This is a genomic window from Parasalinivibrio latis, assembly GCF_036825535.1.
GTDB lineage: Bacteria > Pseudomonadota > Gammaproteobacteria > Enterobacterales > Vibrionaceae > Parasalinivibrio > Parasalinivibrio latis.
This window is the reverse complement of sequence record NZ_CP098813.1, coordinates 345,077-363,459: the sequence shown is the minus strand read 5'-3', so window position 1 is coordinate 363,459 and position 18,383 is coordinate 345,077. Positions and strand designations below refer to the sequence as shown.

Sequence of the window (18,383 nt, the reverse complement as noted above, 5' to 3'; positions counted from 1 at the left end):
TGACGTGTGTAGCCGACAGTAAAGGACAAAAGGAAGATGTCATGAATAAGCAAGAGCAAAGGCAAAAGCGGTATTTGTTCGATGGGGCCAGGCGCCTCGTTGTGACAACCTTGGCATTAAGTTTTGGAGTAAATGCTGCACAAGGACCGGGTTTGGGTAACCCGAACTTTGCATCAGGAGAAGTGTTTACTCAGGTGTCTACGTTGATCGATGACACCACAAGTTTCATTCCGCCGGATTACCCGGGCAGGGCACACTATGGCCTGAATATGATGACCATGATGAATGGTTACGCCATTGGTGTATTTGCCCCTGATCACGGACAAAACCCCGGCGGCTGGCTGGCGTTGGATGCGTCTGACCCACGTAACCCGATAAAAGTAAATCAAGTTTACGAACCGGATGGAAGCAATGCCCACCGGACGGGGGACGGCCAGCGCACAAAAGATTTCACGGAAATCCACTCTCTTGGCCTTTCTGAAGGCAACCTTATCGTTACGCATAACTCCCGCAGTATTGAAATTTGGGACTGGTCGGATGTAAACAATCCGGTCCGGCGTTCAAAGCTGGGTTTTCCCAACATCATTCTCGGCGGTTACAGCAATATTCCCTGGAATGTGTTCTGGCAGGCACCGTATTTGTACGTAGCACGTGGCACGTCAGGTATCTCTATTGTCGATACCTCTGACGTGGATAACCCGGTCCTAGTTAAAACAATTCCACGTTCTGATCTGGGCGGTTTTACCGTTGGTTCTGTGCTGGCTCTCGGTAACGAACTCCACCTGGCAAGCCGTGAAGACCGGGGAGGTTTCTCGATTCTCAATATTGACGATCCTGTCAACCCAGTGTTGACCAAAGTGGTCAATAACCTTCCTTATAACTTCTACATAAGCTGCTGGGACGGCAAGTACGCGCACTTCGGGCCTCGTTCGTCTTCCAGCAAGCTGGTTTCTTACGATACAACGACCAGCCCGATGACACTGGTCAATGACCAGCATAACGGTTATGTGAACCTTTACTGTAACGGCCAGGATAACAAGCTGTTCCTGGGTAACCAGGAAGACGTTGCGGTACTCGATGTTTCCAATAAACAGAACTACGTCAACCTGGGCTCAGGAAGCCTGAATGCAGCAGGGCAGGATACCGACCACGGTCAGGTTTTCCCGTTCGGTAATATGCTTTGGGTGGGCAATGACCACGGTAGCGGCAGTGGATTTTGGGCCCATGACGAAGGGCAGGATACCAACCCGCCACAAGTGACCCGGACTTTACCTGCGAACGATGAGACACAGGTTTCAACCAAGACCCGCGTCGGCCTGGCCTTGTCTGACAGTGTCCTGATGGATTCCGTCAACAGCACAACCTTTAAGGTCATCCCTGCAGGCAGCAGTACGCCGCTGAACGGTACTTACAGTGTGAACCTTGGGTTTATCCACTTTTCTCCGGATCAGCAACTGGCTTCCAACCAGATTTACCAGGTGGTTGTTGACGGCGTGAAGGATTTTGCCGGTAACCCGATGCCGGAATACCGCTATAGTTTCTCGACAGGGAATGTGGCTTCTCACTCTGTGACGGCAAACATCCCGAACAGTATAGAGGTAAACCAGACTGTAAACCTGAACGCCTCTGCATCATCAATACTCGGTGGCACCGTTGAGTATTCATGGAACTTTGGTGACGGTTCTGCACCAACGCCATTCAGTACCAGTGGAGCAGTTTCCCACACTTATGCAACTGCCGGTCACTGGACACCGATTCTTTCTGTAAGGGAGAACGGTTTCATATCGTCAGCAAGCCAAAGCCTTACTGTTCACTATCCTGTGACTACAGTGAAGCCTACAACGTCATCCACGATTGTCAGTGACAGTGGCAGGAACTTTGTTGTTAACCCGGATAACGACACAGTGACAGGTATGTACGCTTATGCACCGTTCACTAAAGTCTGGGAAAGGGCCGTTGGGGATAATCCAAGAGCGGTTGCCGTAGCACCTAACGGAGATGTCTGGGCAGTAAGTGAAGGCAGCGATACTATTCATGTACTGGCTGCTGAAACCGGCGCTGTAAGGCATATCCTGAACCTGCCTCGTGGCTCCCGCCCGAATGGCATCGTCTTTACGCCAGATGGTTCTGCTGCACTGGTATCGCTTTATGCGTCAGGGAACCTGCTGAAGATTGATCCTGCAACGCGCAATATCACAGGTACGGCCAATGTTGGCCACTCGGCTCGAGGCATTGCAGTTGATGCAAGTTCAGATATTGCCTTGGTGACCCGGTTTGTATCTCCACAAAACCAAGCGGTTGTGGTGGAAGTTGATATCGCCAGCATGGCCGTTAACCGAACCATCGGTCTTGCCAAGGATACCACCACGGTAGATGGGCCGGATCGCAGCCGGGGTATTCCTAATTACCTCAACAGTATTACGATATCCCCGGATGGCTTGAATGCCTGGGTGCCGTCTAACAAAGCCAATGTCGATCGTGGGCCTTTCAAGGAGTCTGATTCGAACAAAGGCCTGACCTTCGAAACCACAGTACGCGCCATTCTTTCGCAGATTGATATGGGAACGCGTACGGAAGTTCCTTCCAAACAACTGGATATCGATAACAACGCCCAGCCAAAGGCTGTTGTGTTCAGTCCGCTGGGGGACTACGTCTATGCAGCGATGGAAGGCAAAAACAACATTGAGGTGTTAGACGCCTACAACGGAAGCGCTTTGTCGCAGCTTGGTGGGCACGGGCTTGCACCAAATGGCATGGTCCGGGTCGGTAACCATCTGTTTGTCCACAATTACCTCTCGCGTAGTGTGAGTGTCTGGGACGTCTCTGATTTTGAAGCGAATCAGGGTGATATCGTCCACAAGAAAAACGTGGATGTGGTCGCGGCAGAAAAGCTGTCATCAAGCGTGCTGGCCGGTAAACAGATCTTCCACGATGCGTCAAACCCGCGTATGACCAAAGACGGTTACCTCTCATGCGCGAGCTGCCACGCTGACGGGGATTCTGATGGCCGCAACTGGGACTTTACCGACCGTGGTGAAGGGGTACGTAACACCATTTCACTGATAGGCCGCGCCGGTACTGGCCATGGCAATGTTCACTGGACAGCGAACTTCGACGAAATCCAGGATTTCGAAAACGACATCAGGTTTGGTTTCGGCGGTCGTGGCTTTATTCCTGATGCACTGTTCGGAAACGTTGAAAGCCCGCTGGGCGCGCCTAAAGCAGGTATCAGCACCGATTTGGATAATCTCGCTGCTTATGTATCGAGCCTGACCACATTCCCGAAAAGCCCTTATCGTAATGCTAACGGTTCACTGACCGCCAGTGCGCAGCAGGGTCAGTCACTGTTTGATTCCAAAGGCTGTAACAGCTGCCACTCGGGAGCTATTTACACAGATGGACGCCGTCATGATGTCGGTACTGTGCAGGCTTCATCTGGCCAGGGTATAGGGGCACCGCTGTCCGGTGTTGGGTTCGACACACCGACGCTTATCGGGGTGTTTGATACTGCTCCGTACTTCCATAACGGTCAGGCAGCATCGCTGGATGACGTACTGCAAACCCCGGGTGTCCACGCCGTTTCGAATGCAACAGAGCGTAACCAGTTGGTTGCCTACCTCAAGCAGATCGAATATGCAGGCCCGGTTATTGCTGCACCTGCTGAGCAGGATTTTGATTACGCGGCAGATCTTGTTATTACCTCTTCAACCAACGGTTGGGGACCAGTGGAGATCAACCAGAGTGTCGGAGGACAGGGCCAGAACGACGGTGGTGTACTGGGTATTGATGGTGTGGAGTTTGAAACCGGCTTTGGTGCCCATGCAAATTCTGAAATCGTTATCGATATCTCCGGTAAACCCTATGACCAGTTCAGCAGCTTTATTGGCATTGATGATGGTGCCGGATCTTCTGGCTCAGTCATTTTTGAAGTCTGGGTTGATGGTGTCCTGAAGTTCCAAAGTGGCGTTATTCGTGGAAGTGACCCAATTCAGCATGTAGTCATTCCTCTCGATGCATCTGCTGCCGAACTCAAACTGGTTGCGAATGATGCCGGTGATGGAATCGGGCACGACCATGCCAACTGGGGGGATGTGAAACTTCGCTTGCCTTCGGCACCATACATCTATGCCAGCGACCTGGCTGAAGAAAACGTTACCAATGGCTGGGGCCCACTTGAGAAGGACATGAGTGTTGGCTGGACTGCGTTGGGAGACGGCAACACGCTGTCCGTTGGCAGCATCAAGTACCCGAAAGGGCTGGGGGCCCATGCCGAATCTTCAATTACCTATGATATTTCCGCCTACTCTTTCGATGAGTTCAGTGCAGTGATTGGTATTGATGACGGGGCAGGAAACAACGGCTCTGTGATCTTCCGGGTCTACGTGGACGATGTACTCCAGTATGAGAGCGCAACACTCCGTGGATCGGACGCTGGTGTACAAATTAACATTCCGCTGGATACTGCCAACCAAAGTGTCCGTCTTGAAGCCAGTGGTGCCGGAGACGGTATTGGGAATGATCACGCCAACTGGGCAGATGCCAAGTTCAGGGTGAAAGAGGTGAAATACCTTTATGCCAGTGACATGCAGGAAACCAATGTTACCAATGGCTGGGGACCTCTTGAAAAAGACATGAATGTTGGCCAGCGTGAACTTGGAGACGGAAACCCACTGTCCGTTGGTGGTAAGCCTTACGCCAAGGGACTGGGGGCTCATGCCGCTTCCAGCATTACCTACAACATTGCCGGACAGTCGCTCGATCTGTTTACCGCAGTTGTCGGTATTGATGATGGCGCTGGAAACAATGGTTCAGCGGTGTTCCAGGTATTTGTTGACGGCGTGAAGAAGTTTGACAGTGGCGTTCTGCGGGGCAGCGATGCTGGCATGGAAGTCGCGGTACCTCTTACTTCCTCTGCCAGCACAGTACGCCTTGTGGCAACCGATGCCGGAGACGGTAACGGATACGACTGGACAGACTGGGCGGATGCAAAATTCCGTGTCAATACTGACAACTTCGTGTATGCCAGTGACATGTCAGAAACCTCAGCCGTCAACGGCTGGGGGCCACTTGAAAAGGACATGAACGTTGGTCAGCAGGCTGCCGGTGACGGGCAACCACTCTCTGTCGGCGGAACTACCTATCCAAAAGGGTTAGGTGCGCATGCTGAGTCAGATATTACTTATGACATCTCGGGGCAGTCTTTCAACCAGTTCCGGGCTGTGGTGGGTATTGATGACGGAGCTGGCAACAATGGTTCAGTGATCTTCCAGGTCTTCGTTGATGGTGTGAAACAATTCGACAGTGGTGTACTTCGCGGCAGTGACGCGGGCGTCAATGTGATTGTCCCGCTTGCCAGCGGTGCCTCAACGGTTCGCCTTGTCGCTACCGGTGCCGGGGATGGTATCGGGCATGACTGGGCGGACTGGGCAGATGCGAAATTCCGCGTCAGTGCCTCATCGTCTGCGTCTTACACCTATGCCAGCGATATGACGGAAACAGCCGTCACCAATGGCTGGGGGCCACTGGAAAAAGACATGAATGTCGGCCAGCAAGCGTTGGGTGATGGTCAACCGCTCTCCGTGGGCGGCACGGTTTACCCTAAAGGGCTGGGAGCACATGCGGAATCCGATGTGACTTACGATATCAGCGGCCAGAACTTTAACCAGTTCAGCTCCGTTGTCGGCATTGATGACGGTGCCGGAAACAACGGTTCGGTGGTCTTTCAAATATTCGTTGACGGTGTCAAACAATATGACAGTGGTGTGCTGCGGGGAAGCGACGCTGCAGTTACTGCTACTGTTCCGCTCTCGTCTGCCAATACCTCAGTACGCCTTGTAGCGACGACTGCGGGTGATGGTAACGGATATGACTGGGCTGACTGGGCGGACGCCAAGTTCCGCCATGCTCAATAGTTTTTCGTGTCTGGCGCTGCGTTTGCAGCGCCGTTTCGACATGTTTTAGTAAGTGCTTGGGTAATCTTGCTATTTCGGGGGCCTCCACCAATCGGCCCCCATTTTTTGCGTTACGCTATCTGCTGATTTCAGCAATCAGCTTATTCACCTCCCCGGCTTCTTCCATCATTGCCATATGGCCTGCGTTGGGCAATGTGGTGACTGACGCTCCGGGCAAAGCGACTGCCTGTGAGGCGGGAATAACCGTGTCTTTCTCACCCCAGATAACCTGCACCGGAATGCCTGTCGAAGCCAACAGGTCAGGCACGTTAATACGTTGCTTACCACTTTCAAATAACGCCTTGGAAAGCGATGTCAATGCGTCCTGTACCCCGTCAAGCCGTTTGTACTTCATCATGTCATCAGCCATTGCTCGGGTAACGAGTGATGGGTCTGCAAACAGAAGTTTCAGGACCGGCGTCAACTCCCTCCTTGATGTTGCCGAGACAAAGCCCTCGATATAGTCTCCGTTGATTTCGTCCCCAAAACCGGCCGGGGAAATCAGCGTAACCGATGAAACTCTTTGTGGATGTTTGGCGGCAAGAGATGCGCATACCGCACCGCCCATGGAGTGACCAACCAGATTAACACGCTCCAGTTCCCGGTCTTCCATCAAGGCGAAGACTGCTGAGACCAGGCTGTTGAGGTCTGCAGAGGGCAGGGTTTTGAATGACTGCCCGTGCCCTGGAAGATCCAGAGCGTAAACCGGTTGTGAAAAGGCATCGATATTGAAAAGCCAGTTGTCCAGATCGCCACCAAACCCATGGACCAACAGGATAGGTGTCCCTTCACCGTCGCGTTTTGCGTATCGTAGTTTGCCGGCAGCCAGTTCCAGGAACTGGTAAGCCGGTTCACTTTCGCTTTCTTCGCCTTCGCTGTCTTCCGGTACTTCAAACCCGGCAATATAGGCATCAATTTCACTGTCAGAGACGACGTCAGGGGCAATCACCCCCAGAAGCGCCTGTACAGTGTAAATTTCACCAACCTCAGCCACTTTTCGCCGAAGGATTCCAGGATCCGGTGCTTCGACAGCGGCAGCGATTTTATCAGTCTCTACATCCATGATTTCCTGGCCGACTTCAATGGTGTCGCCCTCATCAATATGCCATTCCACAAGGGTTCCCTGCTTCATAGAAAGCCCCCATTTGGGCATGACTATCGGGATTATATTGTCGCTCATGCATGCTCCTTATGCTTCTGTCGTGGCTTTGCCGGTCACCAGTTCGCGGGCGGCGGCAGTAATTGCCTCGGCGGAGGGGATATAGGCATCTTCCAGTGACGGGGAGAAAGGGACCGGGGTATGTGGGGACGTGACCATTCTGACCGGTGCTTTCAGGGAGGCAAAGGCTTCCTGTGCGACGCTGGCAGCAATATCGGCAGCGATAGAGCAGCGGGCATGTGCTTCATCAATACAGACCAGGCGGCCGGTGTTTTCCACACTCTCTATGACTGTGTCGAGATCGACCGGGGAAAGTGTACGAAGGTCAATGACATCACACTGGATGCCCTCTTTAGCAAGGGTATCTGCCGCCTCCATAGCACGGTGGACCGTCAGGCCATAGGAAACCAGCGAAACGTCGCTCCCTTCGCGCACGACACTCGCTTCAGCAAAGGGAATGGCATAGGACTCCTCGGGTACGTCGGTTTCATGGGCATAGAGGTTCTTGTGCTCAAGGAATATCACCGGGTCGTTGTCCCGGATCGACTGGATCAGCAATCCCTTGGCATCGTAGGCATTTGACGGGCAAACCACCTTGACCCCCGGAAGGTGTGTGAACATGGGGGTCAGCATCTGGCTGTGCTGGGCAGCTGCGCGGAAACCGGCTCCGCACATTGCCCGGATGACAACCGGTGTCTCTGCCCGGCCACCAAACATATAACGGAATTTCGCGGCCTGATTGAGTATCTGGTCAAAACAGACACCCATAAAGTCGATAAACATCAGCTCCGCAATCGGGCGCAACCCGCAGGTTGAAGCCCCAATTGCCGCACCGACATAGGCACTTTCTGAAAGCGGGGTGTCGTAAAGCTGCTTTGGGTGCTTGGCATACAGCCCCTTGGTGACACCAAGTACGCCGCCCCAGGCATCATCTTCGCCCGGTGCGCCAGTACCGCCGACAATGTCCTCCCCCAACATAATAACGGTTGGATCCCGAGACATCTCCTGATCGATTGCCTCGTTAATGGCATCTTTAATACTAAGTTTACGGGCCATGATTCCCTCCTTGATTTCGTGGCTTAATAACTGACATAAACATCGGTGAGAACGGCGGAAGCCGGTGGCTCCGGCGCGGCTTTGGCACTTTCAACGGCATCGTCAATCAGTGCGCCGACTTCCGCGTCAATGGCGTTAAATTCGTCGGCACTGATAATGCCCGTCCGTTCTACTTTGTTGCGGAAGAGCTTCAGGCAGTCGTGGTTTTCCCGGATATCGTCAACTTCTCCGTCTGCGCGGTAGGTTTGGGCGTCACCTTCGAAATGGCCGAAGAAGCGGACCATCTTGCACTCCAGCAGGGATGGGCCGCCCCCCTCGCGGGCCCGGCGGATAACTTCACCGGCAGCTTCATAGACGGCGAAGAAATCTGTTCCGTCTACGGTAATACCGGGCAGGCCGAAACCGTTGGCGCGGTCTACATAGGAGTCGGAAGCAACCGCCCAGTCCACCGCTGTTGATTCGGCATAGCCATTGTTTTCCACCACGAAAATGGCTGGAAGGTTCCATACTGCTGCAAGGTTCAGGCTTTCCAGGAACATGCCCTGGTTGGAAGCTCCGTCACCGGTAAAGCTGATACCAACGCCGTTGTGCCCGAGCTGTTTGGCGGCGAGGGCAGCCCCGCAAACCAGTGGCGAACCAGCACCCAGGATGCCGTTGGCGCCCATCATGCCTTTTGAGAGGTCGGCAATATGCATAGACCCGCCTTTACCCCGGCAGGAGCCGGTTTCCTTGCCGTAGATTTCCGCCATCATGGCGTGGACATCTACCCCTTTGGCGATGCAGTGACCGTGGCCGCGGTGGTTGGATGCAATCCTGTCCTGGTCGTTTAAATGCATCATGATCCCGGCCGCTGAAGCTTCTTCCCCGGCATACAGGTGTACAAAGCCGGGTATGTCGCCGCGGGCGAAATCGACATGGAGCCGTTCTTCAAAATCCCGGATAGTTTTCATTGTCCGGTATGCTTGCAAGAGTTCATCCCTGCCAAGAGGGAATGGGTTGTCGCTCATGGTAGTCTCCTTTTTACTCATGATTTATGGCTGACGTTGCTCGTGAACGTTGTGAACAGAGGAAGCGTGTTCCGGTTCGAAGCTGACAGGGCGGGTAAACAAGCCTTTGTCAGCGGCATAGTGCATGCAGGCGTTGGTGTCTATGGTTTTGAACGCTGCGGTACGCAGGGTGACAGTGACATGGTCTTCACTGTTAAAGATGTGTTCGCGCTCGCCATCGAGCGCCAGTGCACCTGACTGGACGCACACCGAAGCGGGGTTATCCGGTGTCAGTACTTCAATACCAGACACGTAAACCGGCGCCATCAGGCCGGGGGCCAGTGGGACATCCAGCCTGACACCTCCGGACGTGGAATCTTTCAATCTGATCTGGCGGCCTTCCGGGGCTTCCCGGTTGACTGGGCTCAGTAACCCGGATATGGCGGAAAGGCCAATGGCGTGGGGGAAGGCGAAGGCGGTGAATAGTTCCTTCAGTGAGCCGGAGCGCCATACGGCTTTGGCTCCGGTGAACAGGTCGCTGACGACGGCAATATCCACCAGGGCAATGTCACGCAGATCATTCACCCGGCACTCAAGCAATTTGTTCTCAAAAAAAGCGACGGAAGGGGGAATGAGCCCGCGTACAGAAAGCCCGGTTGCAAGGCCGGTAATAGTGGGCTCTGCCATGGTCGGAAAGGCATTATTGGTACCGGATGAAACACCGGAAATGGGGATGTTTCCGCACTCCCGGACGACCAGCCGGTGAGTCCCGTCTCCGCCCAGCACGACAATCGCACTCACGTCCTGCTTTCGCATTATCCGGGCCGCCCTGACGGTGTCATCTGCCGTCCCCATCACCGGCATATCAAGGAAAGACAGTGCAGGGAAATGCCCTTCGCCGCTGCTTGCTGCACGGCGCAACCCCCTTTCAATATAGGTTCTGACGCCCGCCCGGTCGGGCATCATGACTACGTTCTCCACTCCGGCATACGCCAGCCCGGCCAGGATGCGCAGCACAATATTGGCGCGATCGGTGATTTGGAGGTTACCGGCATGGGCGACAATGCGCCGGATGTCTCTTGCAGAAACGGGGTTGGCAATAATACCGACGGTAGGTGGGACCATATGTGCCTCCTGCACGTATTGAAAGCTAAGCTCCGGATACAAGTGAGCGGGTTGATACCTGTACATGGCAAGAGGCAGGCCAATACTGTGTGAGTAAAATTATTCGCATAATTTCAATGTGATAGGTGATGAGCGGTTGATTGAGAAGCGATAAGGTGTGGCGCAGTGGATGCAACAGGTGTGGCGGGGCTGTTGCAACACCCCGCCGATGGCTCTCGTCACAACGACCGGATTAATGGAAGGTAAACCCGCCGTCTACATTCACGGATTGCCCGGTGACATGTTCTGCATTGGCAAAAAAGACCGCAAGCTGGCCCATATCCTCCGGGGTTTGCCCCACGCCTTGTGGAATAAGAATATCCTGGTGGCGAGCCCAGGACTCTTCCATGGTTTCGCCTTCCAGTTTCCAGCGCTCAGCCAGGCCATCCGGGCCATACCACATGGCGGTTGGGACAATGCCCGGGCAGATGGCATTTACAGTTATCCCGGTTCGTTGCAACTCTTTAGCCAGTGAGTTGGTAAAACCGACAACAGCAAATTTGGATGCGCAGTAGTGAGCAAGATCCGGAAAGCCTTCCTTGCCGGCAATAGAGGCGACATTAATGATACGACCTGACCCATTTGGTTTCATGGCTGCCAGTTCGGCTTTGCAGCAAAGGAAAACACCTTTGGCGTTAATGTCGTTCACATAATCCCACTCTTCCTCCGTCAGTTCTTCAACCGACTTAATGATCAGTACGCCGGCATTGTTTACCGCGATATCCAGCTTGCCAAAATTGTCCGTAACAGCCTCAACCATAGATTGCACTTCATTCCATTTTGAGATGTCAGCTTTGAGGCCGAGGGACTTCACCCCAAGTGCTGCCAGCTCATCGGCCGTTTGTCCGGCGCTTTCCTGGTTGATATCTGCCACTGCTACGTCACAGCCTTCCTTTGCCAATGCCATCGCAATGCCTTTTCCAATTCCCCGGCCTGCGCCGGTAACCAGCGCAACTTTTCCTTTCAGTGTCATCTGATTGCTCCTTGTTGATTGGTTTGCTGGCAGGTTTGTCAGCAAATGTTTTTCACGTTGCAGTTGTTCCCATATCGCAAAATGACAGAGTGCAAGGGGCAAGCCATGCACGACGAGGTTTTTAATGCTCTGATAATTGGGGGATTTTGAGCTTTTGCCTGGCGTGGGTCAGCGTTGCTTTAATAACGTAAACGCCACAGGTGTTGCATTGTTTCAAATGGGTGACACCGTGCGGGGTTGGGGTGGTGTTAAGGGATGCGAATGTTAATAATTGGTTAAATGCTGTTGTGAGTGAATAATCTATGTCCCCCTCCCAAGACAACGCCTACCGGTACTCGTACCAAGGTGTCGCCGCCCATATAAGGGAAGTACAAGGTGTGGCTGACGGAATGCTCCCTTCACGGGATAAGGTGATAACGGATTCCTGGCAGCGCTGTCTGGCAGATTACAAACTGGATCCGGTCCTACTGCGCGAACCCTATATCCTGCCCGGTACTGAACTGAAGGAGCACAGGGAGCGGTTGGAGAAGCTTATCCGGACAGCCCGCTATGGCCTTGAGCTGCTTTATAAGCAGATCGCACAGCAAAACTATGTCCTGCTCCTGACCGATGCAGACGGTGTCACCGTCGATTTCATGGGAGATGCCTCAATTGAAATGTCCCTCAGGAAAGCCGGGTTGTATCTCGGTGCTGAGTGGTCGGAATCCCGTGCAGGAACCTGTGGCGTGGGTTCATGCATTTACACCGGTCAGGCGCTGACAGTGCACCAGAATGACCACTTTGATGCTACCCATACACCGCTCACCTGCACGGCAGCCCCGATTTTTGATTCAAACGGTAAACTCGCGGCTGTGCTGGATGTGTCAGCGCTCCATTCTCCAACGCCCAAAATCAGCCAGGCAATGACGTTGCAACTGGTGACCGCTTTTACCCGCCGAATCGAGATGGCATCACTGATGCGCAGCTTTCCCTTCCACTGGATATTGCGCATGAGCCAGTCCCCGGAATTTCTTGATGTCGACCCCGATTGCGCGGTGGCGGTGGATGATGGAGGCCGGGTAGTGGGTATGACACACTCGGCCCTTCAGGTGCTGATGAGAGGGGCGGGATATGCTGACTGTGACATCCATCCGTTAAACGGTCAGGTACTGATGGGCAAACCAATATCAGATTTCTTCGATTTTGATTTTGACAGGTTGCCTGAGCTGACCCGGTCAATACCGGCTGAACAACGTGTCCTGGGGACCCAGCATGGGGATGTGGTTTTCGCACATGCTATCGAACCGCAACAGAAACCGGTTCGAAAGGTCACGACCCCGGCTGTCCCGAAACCGCTCAGAGATCTTTACTGTGATGACCCTCTGATGGAATCTGTGGCGGAAAAAGCTTCACGTCTGGCGGATTCACCTATTTCACTGATGATCTGCGGTGAAACAGGCAGTGGTAAGGAATTCCTGGCAAGGGCAATCCATCAAACCCGAAAAGGGAAAGGCCCCTTTGTTGCGATCAATTGTGCTGCGATACCGGAAAACCTGATTGAGTCAGAACTCTTTGGTTATGCCCCAGGTGCGTTTACCGGTGCCCAGTCCAAAGGCAAACAGGGGTTGATAGAAAAGGCTAATGGCGGAACCCTTTTTCTTGATGAGATAGGCGATATGCCGCTTGTACTGCAAGCCCGGTTGTTGCGTGTGCTGGCTGAAAAAGAGGTGACGCCGGTTGGCGGAACCCGTGCCGTTTCGGTGAATATCCGAGTGCTTGCCGCTTCCCACCAGAACCTCCTCGGTCTGGTGAAATCTGGCAAGTTCCGGGAAGACCTGTATTACAGAATCAGTGGCGCAGTATTGAACCTCCCTGCACTGAGGGAGAGGGAAGACCTCCCTTGGCTGGCTAATATGCTGCTTGCGAAAATCAAGCAAGAAGGGACGCCTTCACTTTCAGCAGCAGCGATGGGGTTAATGAAACGGCACAATTGGCCGGGTAACTTACGGGAACTGAACAATGCCCTGGAATTTGCCAGTGTGTTCTGCCGGGACGGGGTGATCGAACCCAGGGATCTGCCGGAAAGTATCAGCCAGCCCCCCAGGGTTGCGAGGAAAGCTGACGGGCAGGGCGATGATGAACTCCCCAGATTGCTTGAAAGTTACCACTGGAATATCTCCGCCGTTGCTCGGGAGCTTGGCGTGGATCGGTCTACCGTTCACCGCCGGATGAAACGTGCCGGCCTGGTGCCGCCAAACCGGCGTTGATTGTGTAGGTTATCCGTGCGGGAATTCTGGTAAATGTCCGGTTTTAACCCAAACAAGTGTGTCTTCTAATGCCACTGGCGTGTGCTCGCTCATATGCGGGCACCGCATCCAGGAACCTTTAGGGTACCGTCCGAACTCATCTTCCAATTCCCCGGATATAACGTAGGTCTCCTCGCCGCCAAAATGGCAGTGCGGCTTGAGTCGCTCACCTGCAGGCCACCGGATCAAGGACGTGTTCTTGTGTTTGAACTCGTGCAGTGGCAAAACGCTGAGATTGCCAATGCCCAGCACCCATTTGGCTGAAAGGGTATCTATCCGGACAGTTTCCAAATCGTCCGGCAGGAACTGGTTCAGTTTTACGAAAATGATACAGCCATATTTACTGAAAGGGCTGTGGCGGCTGCCGGGAGGGTTTCGGATATAGGTCCCTTTGCCGTAGTCGCCGGTTTCATCGGAGAACACGCCATCAAGTACCAGAATCTCTTCACCCATCGGGTGAATGTGTTCGGGGAATGCCGTTCCCGGCAGGTATTCCACGATACTGGTGACGTGGCCGGATTCAGCCGCTTCACGTTCCAACTGCCTTCGGTTTACTCCGCCTGCGGGGCTTGGGATCCAGTCGAGAGTTTCGGTTTCGATAACGACGCGCTGGGTCAGATCCATGTTCAACATCTAAATGACTCCTGGCTTGAGGTCACCTTCATTAACAGTGGTGTCAATTAGGGGGCCGTTTTTCAAATCATACGCCATTTTAAACCTGTGTCCGATGGTGAAGATGTAAAGCACGTTAAAAACCGAGTACTTCAATGCCGGGGCATGAGGTCTTCAAAGGTTTAACAGCGACGCAAACAAAACACTGCGTGGCGGAAATGATGCAGGTTAGTCCGGACATCACGACATAACATGGGTATTGCGTCAGGTAAAATACTTACAGTTCAAAACTATCGGCGGAGGCCGGTTTCAACAAAAATGTGATCGATATGGAAGTTTGTGATAGTTTATAGCGCTGTATTTCGCCTTAAATCTGGTGATATCTGCTTATTTAAAGGATGGTGACCCAACGAAACGCCTCGACGAATAGTTAGTGTTCAACGCATGTCGCTAGCGCTGGTTGTGGGGTTTCAAAGGCAGAATAGGATTTGGGGAGAGAAATACTGCTACACGCGAAACGGATAAGGAGTTAAAACGTGAGCGATAAAAGTCATGAAGAAATCATGTCGCCCGATGGTGAAGTCAATCCGATAGATACCGATTATCAGGTTGGGCAAGACAACATCGCGTTAAAAATAGGCCCCTTTGGCCTTGATATTCACAACCGCGTATTTATGATTTCAGGCCTTGCGGTTGTTGCTTTTGTCTTTTTGACACTGGCTTTTCAAAATCAGGTTGCCCCACTTTTCGGTGATCTGCGCCAATGGTTAACCTCAAACCTTGATTGGTTTTTCCTCAGTTCCGGCGATATTTTCGTCATTGTGTCACTGGTGTTGATTGTATCTCCACTGGGTAAAGTGCGCCTTGGCGGGACTGAAGCAAAACCCGATTATACCTACCTTGGATGGTTCTCCATGCTGTTCGCAGCCGGTATGGGTATCGGCCTGATGTTCTGGAGTGTTGCTGAGCCTCTGTCCCATTATGGGTCAGCTTTTGCTGGAATTTCGTTGGAAAACGGTGTGCGCACGGACTGGGCGCCACTAGGTGGTGCACAGGGTGATTCCGCAGCATCATCAAGCCTGGCAATGGCTGCAACAATTTACCACTGGGGTCTGCACCCATGGGCAATTTATGCCGTTCTGGCCCTTGGCCTTGCACTGTTCTCCTTTAACAAGGGTTTGCCTCTGACCATGCGCAGTGTGTTCTACCCACTTTTCGGTGAGCGCGTCTGGGGCTGGGTTGGTCATGTGATTGATATCCTTGCTGTGGTAGCGACCCTGTTTGGTTTGGCTACATCCCTGGGGTTAGGTTCTGCGCAGGCAGCGGCCGGCCTTAATTACCTGTTTGGCATTCCGAATACAGATGTCACTCAGATTGTGCTTGTTATTGGTATTACTGCGTTAGCGTTGGGTTCAGTGCTTGCCGGTTTGGATGCTGGTGTAAAACGCCTGTCCGAAATCAATATGGTGCTGGCACTTCTGCTGCTGGTGTTTGTGATTTTCGTCGGCCCGACACTGGCCATTCTGAGCGGATTCTTCAACAACCTGGTTTCGTATATCGAATACCTTCCAGCCCTTTCCATGCCGTTTGGGCGTGAAGATGCCAACTTTGCACAGGGTTGGACCTCGTTTTACTGGGCATGGTGGATCTCCTGGTCACCATTCGTAGGGATGTTTATTGCCCGTGTTTCCCGTGGCCGTACTGTCCGTGAATTTATGGTTTGTGTGCTGCTGATCCCGTCGGCTGCCTGTGTGCTTTGGATGAGTGCTTTTGGTAATACTGCTATCGACCAGGTCGTCAACCAGGGTATCTCAACGGTTCAGGATGCAGACCTTCCGGTCAAGCTGTTTGCCATGCTGCATGAGTTGCCGCTGGCGAGTATCACATCCTTTATCGGTATTGTGCTGGTGGTGGTGTTCTTTGTGACCTCGTCAGACTCCGGTTCGCTGGTTATTGATACCATTGCCGCCGGTGGTAAGGTGGATGCGCCAAAACCTCAGCGTGTGTTCTGGTGTACCTTTGAAGGCCTCGTAGCTATTGCACTGGTACTGGGTGGTGGCTTGGTTGCCTTGCAGGCAATGGCGGTGTCAACCGGCTTCCCATTCACTATTGTGTTGCTGGTGGCATGTGTGGCGGTATTTAAAGGCTTGATGTCTGAGCCGCGTGGTAACTGATCAGCAATAGGCTGCACTCGCAATACTTTTATAATCTGGAAGGGCAGGTCGGCGCATGGCGTGACCTGCCCTTTTTTCCTTAATACAATCCTCCTGGATCCAGAGATAGGTCAAGAGAAGGTCACTATGGAAGCGGAACAGTTGGAAATTCTGGGCTTCATCAGCCAATACGAACCGTTTAACGAGCTGCCGGAAGAGGCAAGGGAAGAAATAGCACAAAAAATTGAGGTCAGCTATTTCCGGGCCGGCACCGAGATTCTGCCTTTTGGTGGCCGGATAGATGACCTTCATTTGATTCGCAGTGGTGCGGTAGAGATTTACCGTCGCAAAGGGGAACTCTATGACAGAATGGAGGTAGGCGATATCTTTGGGCAAATGGGACTGTTGATGAACAATAAGGTTCGCCTGTCCGCTAAAGCGCTGGAAGATACACTGATCTACTTTATTCCCGGTGAGCTTTTTTATTCGCTGTGCGACCGGTTTGAATCCTTTGCTGACTTTGTGGAAGTCGAGGATCGCAGTCGCTTGCGTCAAGCGGTATCCAGCCGGGAAGACGCCAATGATCTGACTACATCGAAAGTGAAGACCCTTATCGCCCGCGATCCAGTTACTATCAGCAAAACGGAATCCATCCGACAGGCGGCGCAACTGATGGCTCGGGAGAGTGTTTCTTCCCTGCTGATTACTGACCCGGACAAAATCCTCCCTGAATCTGCTGATGATGATCCGACAGAGCGTGTGATGGGCATTATCACTGACCGGGATTTTCGTACCCGTGTGCTGGCAGAAGGGGTCGACCCGGAGCAACCGGTGGCAGAGATTGTTACTCCTGGGCTGGTGTGCCTTGACCACAATGCGTATGTGTTTGAAGCCATGCTCACCATGCTCAGGTACAACCTGCACCACTTGCCAATCATGCGTCACCAGCAGGCAATTGGCGTTGTTTCTCTTTCTGATATTGTTCGCTACGAGAGTCAGAGCAGCCTGCTGCTGGTGCGATCTATTTTCAGGCAGAACACCGTTGATGAGCTGAAAGCGGTTTCCGAGCAGGTGAAATCCAGCTTTATGCGCATGGTAAATGAAGATGCCAACTCCCATATGATTGGCAGCGCCATGTCGGTTATTGGGCGAAGTTTCAAGCAACGGCTGGTTGAACTTGCTGAGCAGGAGTTTGGTGAACCACCCGTGCCGTATTGTTTCCTTGCGTTGGGATCCATGGCAAGGGATGAACAGTTGATTGTGACCGACCAGGACAACGCTATCATCCTTGATGATGAGTATGATGAAACTCAGCACGGTGACTACTTTCGTAAGCTTTCCTATTTCGTCAGCGACGGCCTTGCTGCCTGCGGGTACGCATACTGCAAGGGGAAAATTATGGCGACCAATCCCCGTTGGCGGATGACACGAAGCCAGTGGGAAGCGTGTTTTGCTGACTGGATTGACAAGCCCAACCCTGAATCCCTGCTTAACAGCAGTATCTTTTTTGATCTGGATGGCGTGTATGGCCGCACAGACTGGGCGGAGAACCTCAAAAGCTTTATTGCCCGCCGGGCCCGACGCAACAACCGCTTCCTTGCCTGTATGGCGAGAAATGCCTTGAACCGGACGCCACCGTTGGGCTTTTTCAAAGAGTTCGTTATGGAGAAAGATGGCCGTCATAACAACTCAATAAACCTAAAACGACGTGGAACCGCCCCCCTGGCTGACCTGATCCGAGTCCACGCGCTGGCAATTGGTTCCCGGGCCCAGAACTCTTTCGAGCGTCTCGATGACATTATCGAGGCGGGTATTCTTCCCAAAGGAAGGGGGCCGGATTTGAGAGACGCCCTCGAATTTATCTCTATGGTACGTATCCGTCACCAGGCACTGGATATCGAAGCGGGCAATGAGCCGGACAACAACATCGAACCGGAAAACATGTCTGATTTTGAGCGCAGGAACCTCAAAGATGCATTCCAGATCCTCAGTAATGCACAGAAGTTCCTGAAATTCCGGTATCAGCCAAACCGGGCAAATTGAT

General features: G+C 52.9%; 10 protein-coding genes. 4 read left to right on the top strand and 6 right to left on the bottom strand.

Annotation, left to right across the window (positions count from 1 at the left end):
* The first annotated feature begins 41 nt into the window (after positions 1–41).
* Positions 42–5,912, top strand: a complete 5,871-nt coding sequence (locus NF212_RS18800) for an NPCBM/NEW2 domain-containing protein (RefSeq protein ID WP_434362298.1) — start codon at positions 42–44, stop codon at positions 5,910–5,912.
* Positions 5,913–6,027: 115 nt separating this feature from the next.
* Here the strand turns inward: NF212_RS18800 and NF212_RS18795 are convergent, their stop codons facing one another.
* The 5 genes from NF212_RS18795 to NF212_RS18775 all read right to left on the bottom strand — a co-directional run bounded on the left by NF212_RS18795 (position 6,028) and on the right by NF212_RS18775 (position 11,289).
* Positions 6,028–7,131 carry an acetoin dehydrogenase dihydrolipoyllysine-residue acetyltransferase subunit gene (locus NF212_RS18795; RefSeq protein ID WP_434362296.1) on the bottom strand — a complete coding sequence of 368 codons (1,104 nt, stop codon included), beginning with the start codon at positions 7,129–7,131 and terminating at the stop codon, positions 6,028–6,030.
* 9 nt (positions 7,132–7,140) lie between these two features.
* Positions 7,141–8,166 carry an alpha-ketoacid dehydrogenase subunit beta gene (locus NF212_RS18790; protein WP_434362294.1) on the bottom strand — a complete coding sequence of 342 codons (1,026 nt, stop codon included), beginning with the start codon at positions 8,164–8,166 and terminating at the stop codon, positions 7,141–7,143.
* 23 nt (positions 8,167–8,189) lie between these two features.
* Positions 8,190–9,173 (bottom strand): thiamine pyrophosphate-dependent dehydrogenase E1 component subunit alpha, encoded by a 984-nt coding sequence (locus tag NF212_RS18785; RefSeq protein WP_434362292.1) that lies wholly within the window; start codon positions 9,171–9,173, stop codon positions 8,190–8,192.
* Positions 9,174–9,197: 24 nt separating this feature from the next.
* A complete protein-coding gene (locus NF212_RS18780) occupies positions 9,198–10,277 on the bottom strand; it encodes an ATP-NAD kinase family protein (protein WP_434362290.1) in 1,080 nt (359 codons plus the stop codon).
* A 232-nt stretch (positions 10,278–10,509) separates the two neighbouring features.
* A complete protein-coding gene (locus tag NF212_RS18775; protein ID WP_434362288.1) occupies positions 10,510–11,289 on the bottom strand; it encodes an SDR family NAD(P)-dependent oxidoreductase in 780 nt (259 codons plus the stop codon).
* Between the two features lie 302 nt (positions 11,290–11,591).
* Here NF212_RS18775 and NF212_RS18770 point away from each other — a divergent pair, with 302 nt between their 5' ends.
* A complete protein-coding gene (locus tag NF212_RS18770; RefSeq protein WP_434362286.1) occupies positions 11,592–13,535 on the top strand; it encodes a sigma-54-dependent Fis family transcriptional regulator in 1,944 nt (647 codons plus the stop codon).
* A gap of 9 nt (positions 13,536–13,544) precedes the next feature.
* Here the strand turns inward: NF212_RS18770 and NF212_RS18765 are convergent, their stop codons facing one another.
* On the bottom strand, positions 13,545–14,207 hold the full coding sequence (locus tag NF212_RS18765) for a cupin domain-containing protein (protein WP_434362285.1): 663 nt from the start codon (positions 14,205–14,207) through the stop codon (positions 13,545–13,547).
* Between the two features lie 542 nt (positions 14,208–14,749).
* Here NF212_RS18765 and NF212_RS18760 point away from each other — a divergent pair.
* Positions 14,750–16,360 carry a BCCT family transporter gene (locus NF212_RS18760; protein ID WP_434363021.1) on the top strand — a complete coding sequence of 537 codons (1,611 nt, stop codon included), beginning with the start codon at positions 14,750–14,752 and terminating at the stop codon, positions 16,358–16,360.
* A 126-nt stretch (positions 16,361–16,486) separates the two neighbouring features.
* Entirely contained in the window at positions 16,487–18,382 is a 1,896-nt protein-coding gene (locus NF212_RS18755) for a DUF294 nucleotidyltransferase-like domain-containing protein (RefSeq protein WP_434362283.1), read from the top strand.
* Position 18,383 lies beyond the last annotated feature (1 nt).

Coding starts and splice junctions, on each gene's coding strand:
- NF212_RS18765 (WP_434362285.1), bottom strand. CDS start 14,207: ATGTTGAACATGGATCTGACCCAGCGCGTCGTTATCGAAACCGAAACT.
- NF212_RS18780 (WP_434362290.1), bottom strand. CDS start 10,277: ATGGTCCCACCTACCGTCGGTATTATTGCCAACCCCGTTTCTGCAAGA.
- NF212_RS18770 (WP_434362286.1), top strand. CDS start 11,592: ATGTCCCCCTCCCAAGACAACGCCTACCGGTACTCGTACCAAGGTGTC.
- NF212_RS18790 (WP_434362294.1), bottom strand. CDS start 8,166: ATGGCCCGTAAACTTAGTATTAAAGATGCCATTAACGAGGCAATCGAT.
- NF212_RS18775 (WP_434362288.1), bottom strand. CDS start 11,289: ATGACACTGAAAGGAAAAGTTGCGCTGGTTACCGGCGCAGGCCGGGGA.
- NF212_RS18760 (WP_434363021.1), top strand. CDS start 14,750: ATGTCGCCCGATGGTGAAGTCAATCCGATAGATACCGATTATCAGGTT.
- NF212_RS18785 (WP_434362292.1), bottom strand. CDS start 9,173: ATGAGCGACAACCCATTCCCTCTTGGCAGGGATGAACTCTTGCAAGCA.
- NF212_RS18755 (WP_434362283.1), top strand. CDS start 16,487: ATGGAAGCGGAACAGTTGGAAATTCTGGGCTTCATCAGCCAATACGAA.
- NF212_RS18795 (WP_434362296.1), bottom strand. CDS start 7,131: ATGAGCGACAATATAATCCCGATAGTCATGCCCAAATGGGGGCTTTCT.
- NF212_RS18800 (WP_434362298.1), top strand. CDS start 42: ATGAATAAGCAAGAGCAAAGGCAAAAGCGGTATTTGTTCGATGGGGCC.